The 22,850-nt window shown below is 73.6% G+C and carries 16 protein-coding genes; 9 read left to right on the plus strand and 7 right to left on the minus strand.

All coding sequences use genetic code 11. From position 1 onward, the window contains the following. Window positions 1–28 precede the first annotated feature (28 nt). Together ACZ5NJ_RS18170 and ACZ5NJ_RS18175 are read right to left on the minus strand one after the other, a co-directional pair. Window positions 29–838 carry an isocitrate lyase/PEP mutase family protein gene (locus tag ACZ5NJ_RS18170; RefSeq protein WP_468766033.1) on the minus strand — a complete coding sequence of 270 codons (810 nt, stop codon included), beginning with the start codon at window positions 836–838 and terminating at the stop codon, window positions 29–31. Window positions 839–966: 128 nt separating this feature from the next. Further along, window positions 967–2,079 (minus strand): pyridoxal-phosphate dependent enzyme, encoded by a 1,113-nt coding sequence (locus tag ACZ5NJ_RS18175; RefSeq protein WP_468766034.1) that lies wholly within the window; start codon window positions 2,077–2,079, stop codon window positions 967–969. A 232-nt stretch (window positions 2,080–2,311) separates the two neighbouring features. Here ACZ5NJ_RS18175 and ACZ5NJ_RS18180 point away from each other — a divergent pair, with 232 nt between their 5' ends. From ACZ5NJ_RS18180 to ACZ5NJ_RS18210, 7 genes are all read left to right on the plus strand, one after another. Beyond that, complete coding sequence (locus ACZ5NJ_RS18180) at window positions 2,312–3,889, plus strand: S8 family peptidase (protein ID WP_468766035.1); 1,578 nt, start codon at window positions 2,312–2,314, stop codon at window positions 3,887–3,889. 165 nt (window positions 3,890–4,054) lie between these two features. Further along, on the plus strand, window positions 4,055–5,185 hold the full coding sequence (locus ACZ5NJ_RS18185) for a DUF4190 domain-containing protein (RefSeq protein ID WP_468766036.1): 1,131 nt from the start codon (window positions 4,055–4,057) through the stop codon (window positions 5,183–5,185). 138 nt (window positions 5,186–5,323) lie between these two features. After that, entirely contained in the window at window positions 5,324–6,076 is a 753-nt protein-coding gene (locus tag ACZ5NJ_RS18190; RefSeq protein ID WP_468766037.1) for a GntR family transcriptional regulator, read from the plus strand. Window positions 6,077–6,270: 194 nt separating this feature from the next. Beyond that, a complete protein-coding gene (locus tag ACZ5NJ_RS18195) occupies window positions 6,271–6,474 on the plus strand; it encodes an SPOR domain-containing protein (protein WP_395512080.1) in 204 nt (67 codons plus the stop codon). Window positions 6,475–6,507: 33 nt separating this feature from the next. Next, window positions 6,508–6,930: a (deoxy)nucleoside triphosphate pyrophosphohydrolase gene (locus tag ACZ5NJ_RS18200; protein WP_468766038.1), complete on the plus strand. Its 423-nt coding sequence runs from the start codon at window positions 6,508–6,510 to the stop codon at window positions 6,928–6,930. A 154-nt stretch (window positions 6,931–7,084) separates the two neighbouring features. Next, on the plus strand, window positions 7,085–7,513 hold the full coding sequence (locus ACZ5NJ_RS18205) for an ATP-binding protein (RefSeq protein WP_468766199.1): 429 nt from the start codon (window positions 7,085–7,087) through the stop codon (window positions 7,511–7,513). Window positions 7,514–7,694: 181 nt separating this feature from the next. Then, window positions 7,695–10,313: a SpoIIE family protein phosphatase gene (locus ACZ5NJ_RS18210; protein ID WP_468766200.1), complete on the plus strand. Its 2,619-nt coding sequence runs from the start codon at window positions 7,695–7,697 to the stop codon at window positions 10,311–10,313. A gap of 34 nt (window positions 10,314–10,347) precedes the next feature. On the opposite strand, the gene ACZ5NJ_RS18215 is transcribed toward ACZ5NJ_RS18210, so the two are convergent. From ACZ5NJ_RS18215 to ACZ5NJ_RS18235, 5 genes are all read right to left on the minus strand, one after another. Further along, window positions 10,348–13,470, minus strand: coding sequence for a protein kinase domain-containing protein (locus ACZ5NJ_RS18215; protein WP_468766039.1), 3,123 nt, complete (start codon window positions 13,468–13,470; stop codon window positions 10,348–10,350). A 52-nt stretch (window positions 13,471–13,522) separates the two neighbouring features. Beyond that, window positions 13,523–14,305: a succinate dehydrogenase/fumarate reductase iron-sulfur subunit gene (locus tag ACZ5NJ_RS18220; RefSeq protein ID WP_468766040.1), complete on the minus strand. Its 783-nt coding sequence runs from the start codon at window positions 14,303–14,305 to the stop codon at window positions 13,523–13,525. Continuing rightward, complete coding sequence (locus ACZ5NJ_RS18225; RefSeq protein ID WP_468766041.1) at window positions 14,302–16,203, minus strand: fumarate reductase/succinate dehydrogenase flavoprotein subunit; 1,902 nt, start codon at window positions 16,201–16,203, stop codon at window positions 14,302–14,304. Before ACZ5NJ_RS18225 ends, ACZ5NJ_RS18220 begins: the two co-directional genes overlap by 4 nt. Before the next feature lies 1 nt (window position 16,204). Continuing rightward, window positions 16,205–17,029, minus strand: a complete 825-nt coding sequence (locus tag ACZ5NJ_RS18230) for a hypothetical protein (RefSeq protein ID WP_468766042.1) — start codon at window positions 17,027–17,029, stop codon at window positions 16,205–16,207. A 102-nt stretch (window positions 17,030–17,131) separates the two neighbouring features. Continuing rightward, window positions 17,132–17,356, minus strand: coding sequence for a hypothetical protein (locus ACZ5NJ_RS18235; RefSeq protein WP_468766044.1), 225 nt, complete (start codon window positions 17,354–17,356; stop codon window positions 17,132–17,134). A 359-nt stretch (window positions 17,357–17,715) separates the two neighbouring features. Between ACZ5NJ_RS18235 and ACZ5NJ_RS18240 the strand changes: the two genes are divergently transcribed. Together ACZ5NJ_RS18240 and typA are read left to right on the plus strand one after the other, a co-directional pair. Further along, entirely contained in the window at window positions 17,716–20,163 is a 2,448-nt protein-coding gene (locus ACZ5NJ_RS18240) for an ABC transporter family substrate-binding protein (RefSeq protein WP_468766045.1), read from the plus strand. A gap of 375 nt (window positions 20,164–20,538) precedes the next feature. After that, window positions 20,539–22,443 carry a translational GTPase TypA gene (gene typA / locus ACZ5NJ_RS18245; protein ID WP_468766046.1) on the plus strand — a complete coding sequence of 635 codons (1,905 nt, stop codon included), beginning with the start codon at window positions 20,539–20,541 and terminating at the stop codon, window positions 22,441–22,443. Window positions 22,444–22,850: the final 407 nt, after the last annotated feature.

Below are 22,850 nucleotides of genomic sequence, written 5' to 3' on the forward strand. Positions count from 1 at the left end.
CGGTGCCGCATGCACGCTTCTCGGTATCTCACCCCTTGAGCAGGGCGTTCACCTCGCCGTAGGGGAGGGAGCCGGCGAGGGAGGAGTAGGTGCCGCCGCCGAGGAGCTCCTCGGTCGCGCGGCGGGCGACGGCGTACGCGGCCTCCGCCACCCAGGACCCGAGGCTGACGCGCGCCACGCCGAGGGCGCCGAGCTCGGCGACGGAGGGGGCGTCGGGGCCGACGAGGACGTTGAGTGGGGCGTCGATGCCCTTGGCCAGCTCCGCGATCACGGCGGGGTCGGTGACCCCGGGCACGAAGACGCCGGTGGCGCCGGCGGCGAGGTAGGCGGAGGCGCGGGCGAGGGTCTCGTCGAGGCGGGTGGCGCTCTCGCCGAGGCCGAAGAGGTACGTGTCCACGCGGGCGTTGATGTACAGCGGGACCCCGGCGGCGTCGGCGGCGGCCCGCGCGGCGGCCAGGCGCTCCGCGTGCTCGGCGGGGGCGCGGGTGCCGTCCTCGATGTTGACGCCGACCGCGCCGGCGGCCAGGACGCCGGCGACGGTCTCCCCGACCCCGGCGGCGTCGGCGGCGAAGCCGCCCTCGATGTCGGCGGTGACGGGGACGGACACGGCGGAGGCCACGCGGGCGATCAGGTCCAGCGCCCGGTCCCGCGCGAGGGCGTCACCGTCGGGCGCCCCGAGCGACCAGGCGACGCCGGCACTGGTGGTGGCCACGGCCGGCGCACCGGCGGCCTCCACGATCCGGGCACTGGCGACGTCCCAGGCGTTGGCGAGGGCGAGGGGGGTGGCGGGGGTGTGCAGGGCGGTGAAGGCCGAGGCCTTCTCAAGTGCGTTGGTCATGGGGTCAGTTCAGCAGAACGGGGCGCCGGTGGCTGGCGGTTTTCCGCCGTGGGCGTGGGCGGGGAGGCCGAGCCCCGGGAGGCCCCCGCGCCGGGGGTCGAGCCCCCGGAGGCCCCCGCGCGGGGGACTCACGGGGCCAGGCCGGCCTTGGCGCCGGCTCCGCACAGGGGGATGACCGCCGTGCGGCCGTGCAGGGGGTCGGACGGGGCCCCGGGCCCCACCGCCGCCCAGCACGCCGCGGCGGTCGGTTCGACGAACAGGCCCCGCCGGGCCAGCTCCCGCTGGGCCTCGCGGACCCGTGCGTCCGGGACCGTCAGGATCGTGCCGCCCGACTTCCGGACCGCCGCCAGGATCTGGCGGGCCCGCGGGGGCGCCGGGATCGCGATGCCCTCGGCGACGGTCGGCCGCTGCTCCACCGGCTGCGCCTCCTCCGCCCCCGCCGCGAAGGCCGCCGCCAGCGGCGACACCGCCTCCGCCTGCACCCCGACCAGCACGGGCGCCCGTACCCCCCGACGGCCCAGCTCCGCCACGGCCAGCGCCGCGCCCAGCAGCAGCGTGCCGTTGCCGACGGGGACCACGAGCACCTCCGGGAGCCGGCCGCCGAGGGCCTCCCAGATCTCGTACACGTACGTCTTGGTGCCGTGCAGGAAGTAGGGGTTGAAGACGTGGCTCGCGTAGAAGACGCCCGGCTGGTCCGCGGCCGCCCGGGCGGCTTCCGCCGCGGTCTCGCGGCCGCCCGGCACGACCCGTACGGCCGCCCCGTGCGCCCGCATCTGACCGGTCTTCTTCTCCGAGGTGCCCTCGGGCACGAAAACTTCACAACTCAGCCCGGCCCGCGCGCAGTAGGCCGCCACGGAGGTCCCCGCGTTCCCGCTGCTGTCCGCGACCACCCGGTCCGGGCCGAGGCGCCGGGCCAGTTCCGCGAGCATCACCGCGCCCCGGTCCTTGAAGGACAGCGTCGGCATCAGGTAGTCGAGCTTGGCGTGAACACGATCCCCGAGCGGCAGCATCGGGGTGTGCCCCTCGGACAGGGTGACCGAGAACGCCCCCGGCAGCGGCAGTGCCGGCGCGTACCGCCACAGGGAGTGCGGGCCCGCCGCCGGCTCCAGCGCGATGGCCGGATCGGGCGCGAAGTCCAGGTCCCAGGGGCCGCCGCAGACCGGGCAGCACCAGGGCGCGGTCCGCACGTCCGCGCTCGTGCCGTCCTCGGGACAGAGATAACCGGGAAGTGCGTGCGTCATGTGCGGAGCACCTTTGCTCGTTCATGGCCGTCGTATGGCACGGATGTTACGCGTCCGTGGGGCTCTTGTGGGATGACGCACGGGTGGGCCAACCTTTTTGCGACGACGGCCCGTTGGGCGCGAGGGATTGTCATGCGCATGACGGAAACCCTTGGAATCCATGGCCCCGCACGCCCGCCGCCGCCGGCCCGCACCCCCACGCAGCGCACCGCCTACGAGGAGGACCCCTCACATGTCCGTGATGCGTCACACCCGCCGGAAGACCGCCGGCATCGCGACCGCCGTCGTGGCCCTCGCGCTCGGCGCGGCCGCCGCCCTGCCCGCCTCGGCCGCGTCCGCCGCCGGCGGCGGACCGCAGGGCGTCATCGAGAACGCAGGCGTCGCCGGCGCCGTCCCCGGCAGCTACATCGTCACCCTGAAGGACGCCGCGGCCCGCTCCACCGCCGACAGCGGCAAAGCCGTCGCCAAGCGCTACGGCGCGCGGATCGACCGGACCTACAGCGCCGCCCTCAACGGCTACTCCGTCGAGGTCTCCGAGGCGCAGGCGAAGAAGCTCGCGGCCGACCCGGCCGTCGCGTCGGTCGTGCAGAACCGCACCTTCACCGTCGACGCCACCCAGCCCAGCCCGCCGTCCTGGGGCCTGGACCGCATCGACCAGCGCGCGCTGCCCCTCGACCAGAGCTACACCTACCCGGACAAGGCGGGGGAGGGGGTGACGGCGTACATCATCGACACCGGCGTCCGCATCACCCACCAGGACCTGGGCGGCCGCGCCTCCTACGGCTACGACGCCATCGACAACGACAACACCGCCCAGGACGGTCACGGCCACGGCACCCACGTCGCCGGCACCGTCGCCGGCAACAGCCACGGCGTCGCCAAGAAGGCGAAGATCGTCGGCGTCCGCGTGCTCGACAACAACGGCTCCGGCACGACCGCCCAGGTGGTCGCGGGCATCGACTGGGTGACCCGCAACGCCGTCAAGCCCGCCGTGGCCAACATGTCGCTCGGCGGCGGGGCCGACTCGGCGCTCGACACCGCCGTGCGCAACTCCATCGCGTCCGGCATCACCTACGGCGTCGCGGCCGGCAACGAGTCAACCGACGCCTCCACCAAGTCCCCGGCGCGCGTCGCCGAGGCCATCACCGTCGGCGCGACCACCAACACCGACGCGAAGGCGAGCTACTCCAACTACGGCTCGGTCCTCGACATCTTCGCCCCGGGCTCCTCCATCACCTCCTCGTGGGGGACGGGCGACACCGCGACCAACACCATCTCCGGCACCTCGATGGCCACCCCCCACGTCGTGGGCGCGGCGGCCCTCTACCTCTCGCAGAACCCGTCGGCCACCCCCGCGCAGGTCCGTGACGGCCTGGTCGCGGCGGCCACCCCGAACGTGGTGACGGGCCCGGGCACCGGCTCGCCCAACCGCCTCCTGAACGTCGGCGCCGGCACCACCCCGCCGAGCGGCCCGCGCTTCGAGAACACCGCCGACTACGCGATCAACGACAACGCGACCGTCGAGTCCCCGATCACCGTCAGCGGCGTCTCCGGCAACGCCCCGGCCACGCTGGGCGTCTCCGTGGACATCAAGCACACCTACATCGGTGACCTGAAGGTCGACCTGGTCGCCCCCGACGGCACCCTCTACAACCTGCACAACCGCACCGGCGGCAGCGCGGACGACATCGTCAAGACCGTCACGGTCAACGCCTCCTCCGAGGTGGCCAACGGGGTCTGGAAGCTGCGCGTGAGCGACAACGCGGCCGCCGACACCGGCAAGATCGACTCCTGGGCGCTGCAGTTCTGACCCGTCGGGGCCGAAGGGGCGTGACACCGGGCGGGAACGCCCGGTGAAAGCGGGGGCGACCGATCACCGGGTCGCCCCCGCTGCGTACTATTTCGGGCAGCCGTTCGCGTGAGGTCGTACGCGCGCAGCCGCTTCGAGCCCCTCTGTGATGGAGCACCTCACGCTGTGAGCACCCCGCAACCTCCCCGCCCCGTCGGCCCCGGCCCCTCCTGGCCGCCGCAGCCGGGCTGGGGGCCGCCGCAGGGGCCGGCGGGACCGCCCGCGCTCAACGGGTTCGCCCTGGCCTCCCTGCTGGTGGGGCTGCTCTGCTTCCCGCCGCTCGGGGTGGTCTTCGGCCTGGTCGCGCTGGTGCAGATCCGGCGCAGGCGGGAGCGGGGCAGGGCGCTGGCGGTGGCCGGTCTGGCGGTCTCCGTGATGACGTCGGCGGTGATGCTCTACGGGGTGGCCGGCTACACCCGCCCGTTCCTGGAGCGCCTGGCCTCGCGGCCGGAACCGGAGCGGGTCGACGGCCAGCTGACCGACATGGGCCTGCTGCGGGCGGGCGACTGCTTCAACGTCCCCGGCGGGGACCTGCTCACCGAGACCCCCTTCACCTACCGGACCGACTGCGCGCAGGTGCACGACGCCGAGGTGACCTCCGCGTCGACGCTGGGCCCCGGCGCCTTCCCCGGCGCCTCGAAGCTCAAGGACACGGCCACGGACGCCTGCTGGAAGGCGCAGGACGCCTACGCGATGGACACGTGGGCCCTGCCCGACTACGCGGAGATGTACTACTTCGCCCCCACCCGGGAGGCCTGGCGGGCCGGTGACCGGCGGCTGGTGTGCGTGATCGGCACCTCGGGGCAGGAGCACAAGGGGAGCCTGCGCAAGGACGCGGGGATGCTGACGCCGGACCAGGTCTCCCTGCTGACCGCCCTGAACGCCGCGGACGCGGCGCTGGGCGGCGCCCCGGAGCGGGAGCCGGACGAGGCGCCGGCGGAGTACCGGGCGTGGGCGCGGGAGGTCGACGGGGCGCTGGCCGCGGAGGAGCGGATGCTCGGCGAGGCGGTCGCGGCGCATCCGGAGGCGGGGGCCCGGCTGAAGGAGCTGGCGGTGGCGCGCGGTGCGTGGCAGCGGGCGGCGCGGGCGGTCCGGCCGGCCGACTTCGAGCGGGCGCGGGAGGAGGCGGAGGGCGCGCTGACCACCGGTACGGAGAAGGCGCTGCGGGGTGCGTACGGACTGGCGACCCGGGTTCCGGAGTGGCTGGAGGGGCACTCCCCGGGGCCGGGGCGGGGGCCCTCCTCCGACACGGCCTGAAGGTCCTGGAGGTAACGCGCGGTAAGGGGTTTGAGTGACCAGGCTTCATCACATCGGGTGAAACTCTGGCCCGCACTTGCACAGCTCAACAGTGGGTTGCCAGGGTGTAGCTGTCTGTCAACCTGATGGGAGTGGCCCGTGACTTTCGGTGAGCAGCCGGCCTATCTTCGCGTCGCCGGGGATCTGCGGCGGAAGATCGTCGACGGGTCCCTGCCCCCGCACACCCGGCTCCCTTCGCAGGCCCGGATCCGCGAGGAGTACGGGGTCTCCGACACCGTCGCGCTGGAGGCGCGCAAGGTCCTCATGGCGGAGGGTCTGGTCGAGGGCCGTTCCGGGTCCGGTACGTACGTGCGCGAGCAGCCGGTCCCGCGCCGGGTCGCGCGTTCCGGCTACCGCACGGGCGGGGCGTCCACGCCGTTCCGGCAGGAGCAGGCGGAGTCGGGCGCGCACGGCACGTGGGAGTCCAGCAGCGAGCAGGCGGCGGCGCCGGCGGACATCGCGAAGCGGCTCGGCATCGAGCCGGGGGACCGGGTCATGCGCACCCGGTACGTCTTCCGCGACGCGGGCGAGGCGATGATGCTGTCCACCTCGTGGGAGCCGCTGTCCGTCACCGGCCGGACCCCGGTGATGCTGCCGGAGGAGGGGCCGCTGGGCGGCTCGGGAGTGGTCGACCGGATGGCCGCGATCGACGTGGTCGTGGACAACGTGGTCGAGGAGGTCGGCGCGCGGCCGGGCCTGGCGGAGGAGAACGTGGTGCTCGGCGGGGTGCCGGGGCACGTGGTGCTGGTGGTGACGCGGACGTACTACGCGTCGGGACGGGCCGTGGAGACGGCGGACGTGGTGGTCCCCGCGGACCGCTACCGGCTCTCGTACCACCTGCCGGTGCGCTGACCGGGCGTTCTCAGGCGCCGCCGGGGCTCGCAGAGCGGGCGCCGGCGGCGCTTTCGTACGCCTGGCCGGATGCGTACGCCCCCCAGGTATCTCTTCGTGAAAACCCGTATCCGCTCCGTGAAGGTCGGGCGTAAGCTCGGGCATATGCGCAATGCGGTTTCCTGGGCAGGAACATCGGCGGAGGGTGGAGCGCGATGAACGACAGCGGTGCCCTGCTTCCATGGCTGGTCATACGTCAGGACGACAACGGCAACCGCTACCGGGTGGGCCGGTACGCCACCCGGGCCGAGGCCCAGAAGGTCGTCGACGTCTTCGAGGACCGGGGGCACAAGCAGCTCTACTGGGTGGAGCGGATCGGGCAGGCGGACAGCAGCCCGGCCGCCCCGAGCAGGAACTGAAGGCCCGCTCCGGGCCTGGCATAGGCTCCGTCCATGACTGTACGCGTGGTCGTGGGCGGAGCCCTCTGTCGTGACGGGCGCCTGCTGGCCGCCCGGCGCAGCGCACCCCCGGAGCTCGCCGGCCGCTGGGAGCTCCCCGGCGGCAAGGCCGAACCCGGCGAGACCGTCCCCGAGGCGCTGGTGCGCGAGCTGCGCGAGGAGCTGGGCGTCGAGACCGAGGCGCTGGAGCGGATCCCCGGGGAGTGGCCGCTGAAGCCCGGCCTCGTCCTGCACGTGTGGACCGCCCGGCTGCTCTCCGGTGAGCCCGCCCCGCTGGAGGACCACGACGAGCTGCGCTGGCTCGCGCCGCACGAGCTGGACTCCGTCGACTGGCTCGACCAGGACCGGCCCTTCGTCGCCGAAGCGGGCCGCAGGCTCGGCCGACAGGGAGCGGACGGGGCGCACCGGGGCGCATGAGGCTCCCGTTCCGGGCCCTCCGCGCCACAGTGCGCCGGTGGGTGCAGGATCGGGTGGTACGGCGCCCCAAATATCGGGTATGTCGCTATTAGTCCCTATCTCGTCCCCCATTCGTCCCCGACGAACCTGACTGGGGTCGCTGGTGGCCCGGGAAGTGATCGGCGTGATCGACACAGACGGTGAATGTGCCGAGTGGGCCTTCCCCGCCGAGCCCGGTGCCGTCCGCACCGCCCGCCACGCCGTCCGCGGCACCCTCCGTTCCTGGGGCCTGGACGCCGTCGGCGATGTGACCGTCCTGCTGGTCAGTGAGCTGGTCACCAACTCCCTGCGCTACGCCTCCGGCCCCATCGGGGTCCGCCTGGAGCGGCGCAATCCCGCCGTTCCGGGCCTCGCCGGCGGACCGGCGCTCCTCGTGGAGGTCTCCGATCCGCTTCCGGATCCGCCCCGCGAACGGGTCGCCGACGCCGACGACGAGGGCGGCCGCGGGCTGCACCTCGTCGCCGTCTCCGCGCGCCGCTGGGGGACCCGCCACGGGAAGTCGGGGAAAACCGTGTGGTTCGAGTTGGCTCTTCCTGGTGAGTAACAAGGAGAAGGGCGGCAGGGGGTCTCCCGGAAGCGCCAGGGATGACCGCCGGGCGTGGCCGGAAAACAACGGGACCCTTTTGTGATCGTGAACGCCGTGCCGTACGGGGCCGTGGTGCTGAATACTTCGGTCATGGCCGGTCCGGTTGCGGTGAGCTGGAGGGGACGGTCGCGTGAGCGAGATACCTGCGCAGGCACATCAGACCCGAGTGTCCGGGGAGTCGTGGCACGACTCCTTGTGGCATACCAGTCCGCCTGGCTCGATATATGACTACATAAAGGTCGCGTCGTTCTCGATCGGCCCCGACGGGCTCGTCGACCAGTGGAGCCTGCGCGCCGAGGAGCTGTTCGGGCTCCCCGCGGCCCGCGCCGTGGGCCGCGATCCCGTGGACGCCTTCATGCCGCCCGAACTGCGCGACGGCGGCCACCGCAAGGTCGCCGAGATCCTCGACGGCAAGGAGTGGACCGGCCTGGTCCCCTTCCGCATCCCGGGTGGGGACGGCGCGCACGGCGTGGCCGAGATCTACGTGATGCCGACCCAGACCGGGACCGGGGAGCGGGCCGCGCTCTGCGTCGTCGTCGACGTCCGCGCGCTGCGCCGCATCGAATCCGACCTGGCCGCCTCGCAGGCCATATTCGGCCAATCTCCCTTCGGCTTCCTGCTCTTCGGCACCGACCTCACCGTGCAGCGCGCCAACCGCCGCTTCGCGACCGTGTTCGGCGGCGCCGTGGAGGAACACCGCGGCCGCACCGTCCACGACTACCTGCCCCCGCACGAGGCCGACCGGATGGCCGCCGCCCTGCGCCGGGTCCTGGAGACCGGTGAATCCGTCACCGACCTGAGGATCACCGGCTCCGCCCCCGGCAGCCGCGACAACCGGCACTGGTCCATCAACCTCTACCGCGTCCACGACGGCACCGGCCGCCCCATCGGCATCGCCGGCCTCGGCACCGACGTCACCCGCCGCCACCTCGCCGCCCGCGAGGCCGCCGGCGTCCGCCGCAACCTCGCCCTCCTCAACGAGGCCGGACACCGCATCGGCAGCTCCCTCGACCTGGAGACCACCGCCCGCGAACTCCTCGACGTCACCGTCCCCGGCTTCTGCGACCTGGCCGCCGTCGACCTCTACGAAGGGCTCCTGCTCGGCGACGACGACCGCCCCGCCCGCCCCCAGGGCCCCGGACTGCCCTGCCTGCCCGGGCAGGGAGCCCGGCGCGCCCCCTCCGCCCCCCTGCGGCGCGTGGCCTTCGCCTCCGCCGTGTCGGACACCCCCCTCCCGGGCCCCGGCGGACCGGCCTCCGTCGGCGAGACCCACCGCTACCCGGCCGCCTCCCCCGGCGCCGTCGCCCTGCGCACCGCCCGCACCCGGCTGATCGAGGGCGGCGGATCGGACGACCGCGTCCAGTCCACCCTCATCGTCCCGATGGTCGCCCACGACACGGTCGTCGGCCTCGCCCAGTTCTCCCGTACGAAGGGCAGCGAGCCCTTCGGCGAACGGGACCGGGCCGTCGCCGTCGAACTGGCCGCCCGCGCCGCCGTCTGCATCGACAACGCCCGTCTCTACCGCCGCGAACACGAAAGGGCCCTCATCCTCCAGCGCAGCCTGCTGCCCCCCGGCGACCCGGAGGCGGCCGGCCTGGACATCGCCTGCCGCTACCTGCCCGGCAACGCCGCCACCGAGGTCGGCGGCGACTGGTTCGACGTCATCGAACTGCCCGGACACCGCACCGCCCTGGTCGTCGGCGACGTCATGGGCCGCGGACTGCGCGCCGCCGTCGCCATGGGCGAACTGCGCACCGCCGTCCGCACCCTCGCCCTCCTCGACCTCGAACCGGCCGAGGTGCTCTCCGCCCTCGACGAGGTCGCCCGCGGCCTCGGCGCACCCGGCGGCGCCCAGCAGGCCTCCCGCTCGGCCCTGCACTCCCGCGACGCCGACCGCTCCGAGGTCTACCTCGCCACCTGCGTCTACGCCGTCTACGACCCGGTGACCCGGCGCTGCACCATCGCCAACGCCGGCCACATGCCGCCCGTCCTGGTCGAACCCGCCGAGGACGGCAGCGCGCCGCGGCCCGGACTGCTGCTGGAGATCCCGACCGGCATGCCGCTCGGCGTGGGTGGCGAACCCTTCGAGGAGGTCGAGGTCGAACTCCCCGAAGGAGCCCTGCTCGCCCTCTACACCGACGGACTCGTCGAATCCCGCGACCACCCCCTGGAGGAGGGGCTGCGCGGACTGCGCGGCGCCGTCGCGGACCCCTCCCGCCCCCTGGAGGAGGTCTGCGACCACGTCCTGAACACCCTGCACACCCGCCACGGCGAGGACGACATCGCCCTGCTGATGGCCCGAGTCCAGGGACTGCCCATCGACGCCGTCGGCGACTGGCAGCTGCCCCGCGAAGCCCGCTCGGTGGGCCGGGCCCGCGAACTGGCCCGGACCAAACTGCCCGCCTGGGGGCTGGAAGGCCTGCTCGACACCACCGAACTGCTCGTCAGCGAGCTCGTCACCAACGCCCTGCGCTACGGGGAGGGCGAGATCCGGCTCCGGCTGCTGCTCGACCGGACCCTGGTGTGCGAGGTCTGGGACGCCAACCTCGCCCAGCCCCGCCGGCGCCGCGCCCGGGACACCGACGAGGGAGGCCGGGGCCTCCAGCTGGTCGGCCTGCTCTCGGCCGGCTGGGGCACGCGCCGCACCCACCGGGGCAAGACGGTCTGGTTCGAACTCCCGCTCCCCATGCCCGGCGGCGCCCCGGGCGAGGCGGCCACCGAACTCTCGGCGGAGCAGCTGCTGAGCATGTACGGGTGAGGGGGCGGCGGCCGGGCCGCCCCCGCCCAAGGGGTCATCCCGCCAACCCCACCCCCGTCAGCACGGGTGTTGCCGCTATCAGGGTGTCGCCCGCCAAGGTCACCGCCGGGCCTGCCGCCGACTCGTGTTCCCAGAGGCGGCGGGGGCGGCCCGTGGGGACCTCCAGGCCCGTCACGAACGGCGGCGCCCCGCGTCCCAGGAGGCCCCGGCGGCCTCCGTGCGTGGAGCGGACGTACAGGACGCCCCGTCGGACGCCCAGCAGTTCGAGTACGCAGTCCGTGCCCTCGCGCCGGGTCAGCGGCTGCTGCCACCGGACCGCCCCGCTGCCCCCGTCCAGGGCGGACACCGTGTCCCAGCCCTGTTCCGGCCGGTACGCGGCCACGTACACCACCCCGTCCTCCACCAGCAGCCGGTCCGCCGCCGCGCCCGGCTCGAAGCGCCACAGTTCGTAGCCCCTGCGCCGGTCCAGCGCCCGCACCACGCCCCCGTCCAACACGTGCACGGTGCCCGCCGGCAGGTCGGGGGCCTCCCGTGCGCCGGCGCCGTGGCCGCGCGGCCACGACCACAGCGGGGCCCCGGTCGGCAGGTGCAGGGCGCTCAGCCGGTGGCCGTCGCCGAGGACGAGGCATTCGTCCGACAGCGTCACCGTGCGGGGGCTCGCCTCCGGTACCGGCTGCCGCCACACCCGCTCGCCGGTGTCCTTGCGCAGGGCGCTCAGCTCGCCGTCCCCCGCGAGCAGCAGCACACCCGGCGCGGGCGTCAGCCCGGCCGGCGCCCCCGGCAGGTCCCGCCACCAGCGCACCCGGCCGTCCGCCGGCTCCCGGGCCACCAGGCGCGCGCCCGGACCGCCGTCCGTCTCCACCACCACGCACACGGTGTCCGCGTCGGCCGCGCACCACACCCGTTCCGGCTCGGGGAGCGGACGCGCCGCCACGCCCTCGTCGGCGTACGCCGTCCAGCGCGTGGTCCCCGAGTCGGCCTCCGCGCACCCCACCTCGCAACCGGCCGTCCACACCACCCGCTGCCCGGCCGCGTACAGCGCGTCGGGGCGGGCGTCCTCGGCCCGCCAGCGTTCCGCCCGTGACCCGCCCGGCCCGGCGAGGAGGCCGCCGGCCCTGCCCGGCGCCGAGGTCACGGTGCGCGGCGGACGCGTGCCGGGGTCGGCGGCGGCCGAGTCCAGCCAGGGCGCGCCCGCCGCGCAGTCCCGGGCGATCCAGGCCAGTTCGCGGCCCCGCTCGGCCGGTTCGGCGAGTTCCCGCGCGGCGGCGGCCCGCTCCCGGGCGGTGGCCGGCTCCAGGACGGGGCGGGGGCCCTCGGCGTTCAGGTCCCGGGCGGCCTTCAGGGCGCCGCGGGCCGCCTCCACCTCCTCCGCCCGCTGCCCGGGCACCGCCACCAGCTCGGCCAGGGCCTCCTCGGCGCGGTCGAGGGCGTCGACCGCGCCGGCCCGGTCCCCGACGGCCAGGCGTTCGCCCGCCACCCGGCACAGCGCCCGCACCCGGGACCCGCCGACGGGGATCCGCGCGGCCAGGCGCAGCGCGGCGGGCAGGTCCTGCCGGGCGACGGCGGTGACGGCCTTGGACTCGGCGGCCGCGCGGACGGCCGCGCTCGGGATCCGGGCCAGCCAGTGCTCGGCCCGCGCCAGGTCGGTGGGGGCGCTGGCCAGGGCCGCCCGGGCCAGCACCGCCTCCTCCGCGGCGCTGCCCGGGAAGTGCCGCCGGGCCAGCCGTACTCCGCGCTCGGGGGCCACCGCCGCGAGCTCCTCCGCGACCTTGCGGAGCCGGCTCGCGCGGCGCGGTCCGAACACCGGGAACAGTGCCTGCTGGGCGTCGGTGAGGACCCGTTCGGTGCGCGCGGGGGCGTCCCGTGAGATGCGCCGGGCCAGGCCGGTCAGCAGTCCGGCCACCCGGGCGCCGTCGCCGCCGCCGTCGGCCCACGCCCAGCGTTCGGCGTCCGCGAGGAGGCGTCCCGCGAGCCCGGCGTCGAACCGTGCCGCCGCCTCCGCCGCGAGGGCGAGCCCTTCGACCCGGACGTCCCCGGCCCCGACGGGCAGCCCGCCCAACGCCTCCTCGGCCTCCGCGAGCAGCTCCCGCACGAACGCGACCGTGCCGTCACCGCCGAGCCGGCCCCCACCGTCCGGACCGCCCGGCTCCCGTCCGCCGCCCGGCTCCCCGGCCGGTGCGCGTTCGCCGTCCGGCTCCCCGTCCGGTGCCTGTCCGACGCCCGGATCTCCGCCCGGCCCCCGGCCCCCGCCCGGCCCTCCGCCCGCGGTGGTGTCCGGGCCCGGGTCCTCAGCCGGCGTCCCGGCCCCGGCCCCGGCCTCCAGCCGCCGTAGGGCGCGGGCCACCGCCTCCGCCGACTCCGGCCGGTCCGCCGGGGACTTCGCCAGCAGGGCGCCCAGCAGGGCCTCCAGCTCCGCCGGTACCGTCACCCCCGCCTCCCGCAGCGGTGGCGGCGGATCCTCGATGTGGCGGAGCATCAGGACGTACGGGCCCTCCGTCTGGCCGAACGGCGGCTCTCCGCCGAGCAGGGCGTACAGCACGCACCCCAGCGCGTACAGGTCGCACCGGGCGTCCACGTGTTCGCCCCGCCACTGCTCGGGCGCCATGTACGGCGGGGTGCCGAACATCCGGCCCGTGACCGTCCAGCCCGCCGTCGCGTCCGCGGAGTGCGCGATGCCGAAGTCGCAGATCTTCAGCCGGCCCCCGGGCAGCAGGAAGAGGTTCTGCGGCTTGAGGTCCCGGTGGACCACCGCCCGTTCGTGCGCGGCGGCCAGCGCCTCCGCCGTCTGCGCGGCCAGCTCCACGGCCCGCGCCACCGGGAGGCCGCCCCGCTCACGGGCCAGGACCGCGCCCAGGTCCTCCCCGGGCAGCAGCTCCATCACGATGAACAGCCGCCCCTCGTGCTGTCCCACGTCGTGCACCACGGTGATCCCGGGGTGCTGGAGCCGCGCCCCGATCGTGGCCTCCCGCCGGAAGCGGGCGATCAGCTCCGCGTCGGTCGCCGCCTCCAGCAGCACCTTCACCGCCACCGGCCGGTCCAGGGCCAGGTCGTGCCCCGCCCACACCTCGCCCATGCCGCCCGCACCGAGCCGGCGTTCCAGCCGGTACCGGTCCGCCAGCAGTTCCCCCACCCGCACCGCGAAGCCCCCTGACACCACGTCACCCGACGGTCGACGGTCGTCCAGGGGGCATTCTCCACCGTGAAGTGAACTACCGGGGGTCGGAAGGCGAACGGCGGCGGATCCGGTTGCCCAGCCACACCAGGGGGTCGTACTTGCGGTCCACCGCCCGTTCCTTCAGCGGGATCAGGGCGTTGTCGGTGATCCTGATGCCCTCCGGGCAGACCTCCGTACAGCATTTGGTGATGTTGCAGTAGCCCAGCCCGTGCTCCTCCTGGGCCGTGCGCTTGCGGTCCAGGCCCGCCTCCTCGGCCGCGTCCAGGGGGTGCATGTCCAGCTCGGCGACGCGCATCAGGAAGCGCGGACCGGCGAAGGCGGGCTTGTTCTCCTCGTGGTCGCGCACCACGTGGCAGGTGTCCTGACACAGGAAGCACTCGATGCACTTGCGGAACTCCTGCGAGCGTTCCACGTCCACCTGCCGCATCCGGTACTCGCCCGGCGCCAGCCCGGCCGGCGGCACGAACGCGGGCACCGACCGCGCCTTCTCGTAGTTGAACGACACGTCCGTCACCAGGTCCCGCACCACCGGGAAGGCCCGCAGCGGGGTGATCGTTACCGTCTCCGCCCGGTCGAAGACCGACATGCGGGTCATGCACATCAGCCGCGGCCGTCCGTTGATCTCCGCACTGCACGAGCCGCACTTGCCCGCCTTGCAGTTCCAGCGCACCGCCAGGTCCGGGGCCTGGGTGGCCTGGAGCCGGTGGACGATGTCCAGGACCACCTCGCCGTCGTGCACCTCGACGGTGAAGTCCCGCAGGTCCCCGCCCTCCGCGTCGCCCCGCCAGACCCGGAAGCGGGCGTCGTAGGTGGTCATCCGTAGAGCTCCTCTTCGGCGAGGTACTTGGCCAGCTCGTCCTTCTCGAACAGCGCCAGCAGGTCGGGGCGGATGGGGTCGGTCCGGACGTGTTCGAGGGCGATCCGGTCGGCCGCCGGATCGGCGGGGGCCGGGTCGACCGGGCGGCACAGCAGGTTCACCGGCCGCCACGCCCGCTCCATCGCCGGGCGGTCCTCGCGGGTGTGCCCGCCCCGGCTCTCGGTGCGTTCCAGGGCCGCGCGGGCCACGCACTCGCTGACCAGCAGCATGTTCCGCAGGTCCAGCGCCAGGTGCCAGCCCGGGTTGAACTGCCGGTGCCCCTCGACCCCGGCGCGGGCGGCGCGGACGCGCAGGGCGGCCAGCCGCTCCAGGGCCTCGGCCATCTCGGCCTCGCGGCGGATGATGCCGACCAGGTCGTTCATCGTCGTCTGGAGCTCCTGGTGGAGCGTGTACGGGTTCTCCGCGCCCTCGTCGGCGTGGAAGGGGGCCAGCGCCTCGGCGGCGGCCGCGTCGATCTGCTCCTGGGAGACGGCGGGACGCTCCCCGCCGCCGGCCGCGTGCTCCGCCGCGTGCAGTCCGGCCCGCCGGCCGAAGACCAGCAGGTCGGAGAGGGAGTTGCCGCCGAGCCGGTTCGAGCCGTGCATCCCGCCCGCGACCTCGCCGGCCGCGAACAGCCCCGGCACCCCGACGGTGGCGGCGGTGTCGGAGTCGACCGCGATGCCGCCCATCACGTAGTGGCAGGTCGGCCCGACCTCCATGGGCTCGGCGGTGATGTCCACGTCCGCCAGCTCCTTGAACTGGTGGTACATGGAGGGGAGCCGCCGTTTGATCTTCTCGGCGGGCATCCGCGTGGACACGTCCAGGAACACCCCGCCGTGCGGGGAGCCGCGGCCCGCCTTGACCTCGGCGTTGATGGCCCGGGCGACCTCGTCGCGGGGGAGCAGCTCGGGCGGGCGCCGGTTGTGGTCCGGGTCCTCGTACCAGCGGTCGCCCTCCTCCTCCGTCTCGGCGTACTTCTCCTTGAAGACGTCGGGGACGTAGTCGAACATGAACCGCTTGCCCTCGCTGTTGCGCAGCACCCCGCCGTCGCCGCGCACCGATTCCGTGACGAGGATGCCCTTCACGGACGGCGGCCAGACCATGCCGGTGGGGTGGAACTGCACGAACTCCATGTTGAGCAGGGGCGCTCCGGCGAGCAGGGCCAGCGCGTGGCCGTCGCCGGTGTACTCCCAGGAGTTGGAGGTGGTCTTGAAGGACTTGCCGATGCCGCCCGTGGCCAGTACCACCGCCGGGGCCTCCAGGACGAAGAAGCGGCCGGTCTCCCGCTCGTAGCAGAACGTGCCCGACACCCGGTCCCCGTCCTTGAGGACCCTCGTCACCGTGCACTCCTGGAACACCTTGAGCCGGGCCTCGTGGTCCCCGTGCTCCCGGAAGTCCTCCTGCTGGAGCTGGACGATCTTCTGCTGGAGGGTGCGGATCAGCTCCAGGCCGGTGCGGTCGCCGACGTGGGCGAGGCGCGGGTACTCGTGGCCGCCGAAGTTGCGCTGCGAGATCCTGCCGTCGGGGGTCCGGTCGAAGAGCGCGCCCCAGGTCTCCAGCTCCCACACCCGGTCGGGGGCCTCCTTGGCGTGCAGCTCGGCCATCCGCCACTGGTTGAGGAACTTCCCGCCGCGCATGGTGTCGCGGAAGTGGACCTGCCAGTTGTCGTGGGCGTTGGCGTTGCCCATGGAGGCGGCGATCCCGCCCTCCGCCATGACGGTGTGGGCCTTGCCGAAGAGGGACTTGCAGATCACCGCCGTACGGGCGCCCCGCTCCCGGGCCTCGATCGCGGCGCGCAGTCCGGCGCCGCCCGCACCGACCACGACCACGTCCCATTGCTGCCGGTCGACTTGGGTCATGTCAGAAGATCCTCGGGTCGGTGAAGGTGCCGGTGGCCAGCAGGTACACGTAGAAGTCGCACAGGGCCACACTGATCAGCGACGCCCACGCGAGCTGCATGTGGCGGGTGTTGAGCCGGCCCGTCCAGCTCCACAGGCGGTAGCGCACCGGGTGCCGGGAGAAGTGCTTCAGGCGGCCGCCCATGATGTGCCGGCAGGAGTGGCAGGACAGGGTGTACGCCCAGATCAGCGTGATGTTGACCAGGAACAGCAGGGTTCCGAGGCCCATGTGCCCCCACGCGTAGTGCCCGTCGCGGAAGGTCAGGACGGTGTCGTACGTGAGGATCCCCGCGACGGGGACGGCGGCGTAGAAGAAGTACCGGTGGGCGTTCTGGAGGATCAGCGGGAAACGGGTCTCGCCGGTGTACCCGGCGTGCGGTTCGGCGACCGCGCAGGCGGGCGGTGAGGCCCAGAAGCCGCGGTAGTAGGCCTTGCGGTAGTAGTAGCAGGTCAGCCGGAAGCCGAGGGGGAAGACCAGGATCAGCAGGGCGGGGGACAGGCCCCACCAGCTGCCGAACAGGTCGAGGTTGGGGCCGCCGCGCATCGTCGCGCAGTTCTCCGCCAGGCAGGGGGAGTAGAACGGCGAGACGTACGGGGCCGCGTAGTAGTGGGCGTTCGCGAACGCCCGCCAGGTCGAGTAGACGATGAAGGCGAGCAGCCCGGCCGCGGTGCCGGCGGGGGCGAGCCACCACCGGTCGGTCCGCAGGTGCCGGGCCGTGATGGCGGCCCGGGAGGGGGTGTGGACCCCGCCGGGCCGTTGCCGGGATGGTTCCGTGCCTGTGGCCAAGGAGAACTCCGGGTGGAGTGCGATGAGGGGTGGCCCAGGAGGCCCGGCCGCTCGCGCGGCCGGGCCAGATGGGGGTGTGCCGAGGGTGGCCGGTGCCGGGTCTCAGGGGGCGCGGCGGTCGCGGACGCCGAGGCCCTCGTCGTCGGTGTCCGTCCACTTGGACTGGTCGTACGGGGTGTCCGGGACGGAGACCATCCCGGACGGGCCGGCGGGCCTGGTGGCGGCGGCCGGCGACTGCCGGGCGACGTCCTGCTCCAGCCGTTCCACCGAGCGGACCAGATCGTTCAGGTTGCGACGTACGGCCGTCAGATCGTCTTGCAGGGACATGACGTGACCTCACTTCCGCGGGGGTGCGGTGGCAACGCTCACGGGCGCCTGCGAGTGTCGCGCCTCCCGTCCCCGGTTGTGAAGGGACGTGCAGCGATTCCGGGCGCGCAGGCGCAAACCGTGCGCCCCTCCCTGCCCCCATTTTCATCCCTCGAACGAGGGAACGCCCGTCCGGGCCGCAACCGGGATTGGTCCGCACGGGTGGGGTTCGCGGCGTGGCGCGGGTCCGGTCCGGAGGACCCGGCGGGCTGTCCATTTCAGTGGGTTTCGGCACCAGTGTGATCAGCTCCATATACCGCCGAACGTGATCAAGGCCCCCCTCTTTCACGGCTCCACGCCCCGCCCCGGAGGTACCACCCATGACGCAGAGAACGCGCAGGTCCTTGGCGCTCCTCACCTCGGGAGTCCTTGCACTGCCGCTCCTCGCGGGCTGCGGGGCGGGTGAGGACGACGGCGGGCCGGCCGCCGCCGGACCGGACATCGCGCTGACGGCGCGCGAGCAGGTCGCCGACGGCGGGGTGCTGCGCTGGGCGGTGGACTCCGTGCCGGAGACCCTCAACAGCTTCCAGGCCGACGCGGACGCCACCACCGGCCGGATCGCGGGGGCGGTCCTGCCCCAGCTGTTCACCCTGGACGCCAAGGGGCGGCCGGTGGCCAATCCGGACTACCTGGAGAAGGCCGAGGTCGTCGCGCGCGAGCCCAAGCAGGTCGTGGTGTACCGGCTGAACCAGAAGGCGGTGTGGAGCGACGGGCGGGAGATCGGCGCCCCCGACTTCGTGGCGCAGTGGCGGGCCCTGAACGGCAAGGACTCGGCGTACTGGACGGCCCGCAACGCCGGCTACGAGCGGATCGAGAAGATCGAGCGCGGCAAGAACGACCTGGAGGTCAAGGTCACCTTCGTGCGCCCGTACGCGGACTGGCGCTCCCTGTTCACCCCGCTCTACCCCAAGCAGGTCATGGGCACCCCGGAGGCCTTCAACGAGGGGGCCCGGGGCGCCCTCAAGGTCACGGCCGGCCCCTTCAACCTGGGGGCCGTCGACAAGAAGACCGGCACCGCGGCCCTGACCCGCAACCCCCGCTGGTGGGGCCGTCCCGCCAAGCTGGACAGCCTGGTGCTGACGGCGGTCGCCCGCGCCGCCCGCCCGGCCGCGCTGGCCGAGGGCAAGGTGGACCTGGCGGAGATCGACCGCGCGGGCGCCGACCGCATCGCCCTGGCCCACCGCGACGCCGGCCGCGTCGACGGCAGCCACGGCCCGGGCGCCTCCCTGACGCCGGCGCAGGCCACCCTCTCCTGGGCGCTGGCCCACGGCGCCGACGAGGCCAAGGCCAGGGAGGAGCAGGAGAGCCGGCAGAAGAACGCCGAGGCGGTGAAGAAGTACGCGGACGAGCAGTCGGCCCTGCGCGGTTTCGAGGTCCGCAAGTCGCTGGAGCCCTCGTACACCCAGCTGGCGATGAACGGGGCGTCCGGGCCGCTGGCCGACGAGCGGGTGCGCCGGGCGATCGCCCGGGCGCTGGACCGCAAGGAGCTCGCGGAGATCGTCCTCAAGCCGCTCGGCCTGCCGGCGAAGCCCGTCGGCAGCCACCTGGCCCTGGCCGGGCAGCAGGCGTACGCCGACAACAGCGACGCCCTCGGCGGCCAGGACACCCACGCGGCCCAGGCCCTGCTCGCGGACGCGGGCTGGCGCAGGGGCGGCAAGCTCACGGAGCCGGCCGCGAAGGCGGGCCCGGAGGGCGAGGGCGCGACGGACGACGGCAAGACCCCGGCGGGCGGTGCCGGGGCCCCGGCGGCCGCCAAGCCGGGGCCGGGGGACGGCACCGGCGACGACGGCCTCTACATCGTGGGCCAGGACGACGGCCGCAACGGCGCCGTGCGCAGGGACCGCCCGGACCGCCAGGGCCGGCCGGGAGCCCGCGCGGCCCTCGTCGCGGGCCCGCGGGCGCTCCAGCAGGGCCCGGCCCCCTTCGCGGGGGAGCCCGCCCTGGGCGTCACGGGCGAGCGGCCCTCCCCGGCGCTGGCCCCGGCCTCCCTGGCCGCCCAGCAGGAGGAGGTGCTGCTGGCGCAGGCGGGCGCCATCGAGGACGGCAAGCGCGCGGCGGCGGCCGCGGCGGCCAGGGCGGCGGCGAAGGCGGACGGCGAGGACGGGGGCGAGGACGCCAAGGAGCCCGCCCGGGCCACCCCGGCGCCGGCTCCGGCCCAGCAGACGGCCCCCCGGACCTCCGGCGCCATGCTCGCCAAGGACGGCAAGCAGCTCAACCTGCGCTTCGTCCTGCCGGCCGGCCCCGGCTCGGAGGCGCTGCGCGCGGTCGGGGAGCGGATCTCGCGGACGCTCCAGAAGATCGGCATCAGCACCCAGACGACCAAGGTCCCCGACGAGAGCTTCTTCAAGGACCACATCGCCTCGGGCCAGTACGACCTGGCCCTGTACTCCTGGCCCGCGACGGCCTTCCCGGCGACCGACGCCCGGCCGATCTTCGCCAAGCCGGAGCCGGCCGCCGACGGCTCGCTGCTCGTGGAGCAGAACTACACCCGGGTCGGTACCGACCACATCGACCAGCTCTTCGACCAGGCGGCCGGCGAGCTGGACGAGGCGAAGGCCCGCGACCTGATGCGCAAGGCGGACGCCCGGATCTGGGCCGCGGCCGGCTCCATCCCGCTCTACCAGCGGCCCGAGCTGGTGGCCGCCAAGCCGGGCCTGGCCAACGCGGGCGCCTTCGGCCTCGGGGCGCCCCGGTTCCAGGACATCGGCTGGAAGAAGCCCTCCGCCGCGAAGGGCGCGAAGGACGCGAAGGACGCCGGGAAGAGGTAGCGCGCAGGAGCGGTCCGGGCCGGAGCCGGCCCGGAAGGCGCCGCGGCGAAGAAGTGGTGAAAAAACGGGGCCTGTCGGGTTGACCGGCGGGTAGCAAGCTCAGAAGTGACTCAAGTTCCTTGCCCGCCGGATCCCCGGCGGGCAAGGTCGTGCCTACCCGTTGACCCGCATGAACACAGGCTCCATCCACGGCCGGGACCCCCCACCCACACCCCGGCCGTCCTCAGTCGCACAGCCCCTTGACAGACCCCCCGGCAGGCGGTTCCCCCCGATCGACGTACGATGGGGTAAGGCCGTGGCAGGTTTACCGCCCGGCAGAGGCTCGCGTGCCAGGCCGTACGCGACGCCATCCACGATCCCGGGAGAAGCGCCGAAGTGCCCACGCGCCACGACATCCGTAACGTCGCCATCGTCGCCCACGTCGACCATGGCAAGACGACCATCGTCGATGCCATGCTCAAGCAGGCCGGTGCCTTCGCCGCCCACCAGCAGCTCGACGACCGCATGATGGACTCGAACGACCTGGAGCGTGAGAAGGGCATCACGATCCTCGCCAAGAACACGGCGGTGAAGTACCACCCCAAGGACGGCGGGGCCCCGATCACGATCAACATCATCGACACCCCCGGCCACGCCGACTTCGGTGGCGAGGTCGAGCGCGGTCTGTCGATGGTGGACGCCGTCGTCCTGCTGGTGGACGCCTCCGAGGGTCCGCTGCCCCAGACCCGCTTCGTGCTGCGCAAGGCCCTCCAGCAGCGCAAGCCGGTCATCCTCTGCATCAACAAGACGGACCGCCCGGACTCCCGGATCGACGAGGTCGTCAACGAGACCTACGACCTGTTCCTGGACCTGGACGCCGACGAGGACCAGATCGAGTTCCCGATCGTCTACGCCTGCGGCCGTGACGGCGTCGCCTCGCTGACCAAGCCGGAGGACGGCACCGTCCCGGCGGACAGCGACAACCTGGAGCCGTTCTTCTCCACCATCCTGGAGCACGTCCCGGCCCCGACCTACGACGAAGAGGCCCCCCTCCAGGCCCACGTCACCAACCTCGACGCCGACAACTTCCTGGGCCGCATCGCGCTGCTCCGCGTCGAGCAGGGCGAGCTGCGCAAGGGCCAGACGGTCGCGTGGATCAAGCGTGACGGCACGATCTCCAACGTCCGCATCACCGAGCTGATGATGACCGAGGCGCTCACCCGCAAGCCCGCCGAGGTCGCCGGCCCCGGTGACATCTGCGCCGTCGCCGGTATCCCCGAGATCATGATCGGTGAGACCCTGGCCGACCCGGAGAACCCGATCGCGCTGCCGCTCATCACGGTGGACGAGCCGGCCATCTCCATGGTCATCGGCACCAACACCTCCCCGATGGTCGGCCGCGGCGGCTCCGGCAAGGGCGCGGACGCCAAGACCGCGGTCAAGGACCGCAAGGTCACCGCCCGCCAGGTCAAGGACCGCCTCGACCGCGAGCTGATCGGTAACGTCTCGCTGCGCGTCCTGGACACCGAGCGCCCGGACGCCTGGGAGGTGCAGGGCCGCGGTGAGCTGGCGCTGGCCATCCTGGTCGAGCAGATGCGCCGCGAGGGCTTCGAGCTGACCATCGGCAAGCCGCAGGTCGTCACCAAGGAGGTCGACGGCAAGACCTACGAGCCCGTCGAGCGCATGACGATCGACGTGCCCGAGGAGCACATGGGTGCCGTCACCCAGCTCATGGGCGTCCGCAAGGGCCGCATGGACAACATGTCGAACCACGGCTCCGGCTGGGTCCGCATGGAGTTCGTCGTCCCGTCCCGCGGCCTCATCGGCTTCCGTACGGAGTTCCTGACGCAGACCCGCGGCACCGGCATCGGCCACTCGATCCACGAGGGCCACGAGCCGTGGTTCGGCCAGCTGGTCACCCGTAACAACGGCTCCCTGGTCGCCGACCGCGCCGGTGCGGTCACCGCGTTCGCGATGACCAACCTCCAGGAGCGCGGCGTGCTGTTCACCGACCCCGGCACCGAGGTGTACGAGGGCATGATCGTCGGCGAGAACTCGCGCGCCGACGACATGGACGTGAACATCACCAAGGAGAAGAAGCTCACGAACATGCGCTCCTCCTCCGCCGACTCCTTCGAGGCGATCGTCCCGCCGCGCAAGCTCTCCCTGGAGCAGTCCCTGGAGTTCTGCCGCGACGACGAGTGCGTCGAGGTGACCCCGGAGGCCGTGCGCATCCGCAAGGTCGTCCTGGACCAGAAGGAGCGCTCGCGCACCGCTTCGCGCGCCAAGTCGGCCAAGTAGCAAGCGAGTAGGCTTCTGGCCGAAACGCGTACGTTCGGCGACGGCCCCTCCCCGCACCGGTTCGGTGCGGGGAGGGGCCGTCGCCGTTTGTCAAACGGATTGTGTCGCTCATGTGTCCGCATACCGACCGTGACGCTCCGGAAGATGAACTAACCGTCCGTTTCGCACGTGTCTGTCTCCTATCCGTTTGTCCGGATTTCGGGTTTTCGCCATGCGGTGATGTTGTGAAAACGAGACCACTTAAGTGTGGTTTACGGTCTGGGTGTCCCTGAGGATGGCTCCATTGAGCTCGGGTCAATGGGTCACACGCTGTGGGGAGCGTCGACTCACGAGCACACACGACGGGACCGGATTTCGCTGTCAGGGGTGTCAGCGGAGGACGGCCCATCATCATCGACAGTGACTCC

It is taken from the genome of Streptomyces sp. NPDC032091 (assembly GCF_055580265.1).

Bases quoted from the DNA above. Each gene is read 5' to 3' on its own strand.
- ACZ5NJ_RS18235 (WP_468766044.1), bottom strand. From the start codon at position 17,356: ATGTCCCTGCAAGACGATCTGACGGCCGTACGTCGCAACCTGAACGAT.
- ACZ5NJ_RS18195 (WP_395512080.1), top strand. From the start codon at position 6,271: ATGAACGACAGCGGTGCCCTGCTTCCATGGCTGGTCATACGTCAGGAC.
- ACZ5NJ_RS18180 (WP_468766035.1), top strand. From the start codon at position 2,312: ATGTCCGTGATGCGTCACACCCGCCGGAAGACCGCCGGCATCGCGACC.
- ACZ5NJ_RS18170 (WP_468766033.1), bottom strand. From the start codon at position 838: ATGACCAACGCACTTGAGAAGGCCTCGGCCTTCACCGCCCTGCACACC.
- ACZ5NJ_RS18175 (WP_468766034.1), bottom strand. From the start codon at position 2,079: ATGACGCACGCACTTCCCGGTTATCTCTGTCCCGAGGACGGCACGAGC.
- ACZ5NJ_RS18225 (WP_468766041.1), bottom strand. From the start codon at position 16,203: ATGACCCAAGTCGACCGGCAGCAATGGGACGTGGTCGTGGTCGGTGCG.
- ACZ5NJ_RS18200 (WP_468766038.1), top strand. From the start codon at position 6,508: ATGACTGTACGCGTGGTCGTGGGCGGAGCCCTCTGTCGTGACGGGCGC.
- ACZ5NJ_RS18240 (WP_468766045.1), top strand. From the start codon at position 17,716: ATGACGCAGAGAACGCGCAGGTCCTTGGCGCTCCTCACCTCGGGAGTC.
- ACZ5NJ_RS18220 (WP_468766040.1), bottom strand. From the start codon at position 14,305: ATGACCACCTACGACGCCCGCTTCCGGGTCTGGCGGGGCGACGCGGAG.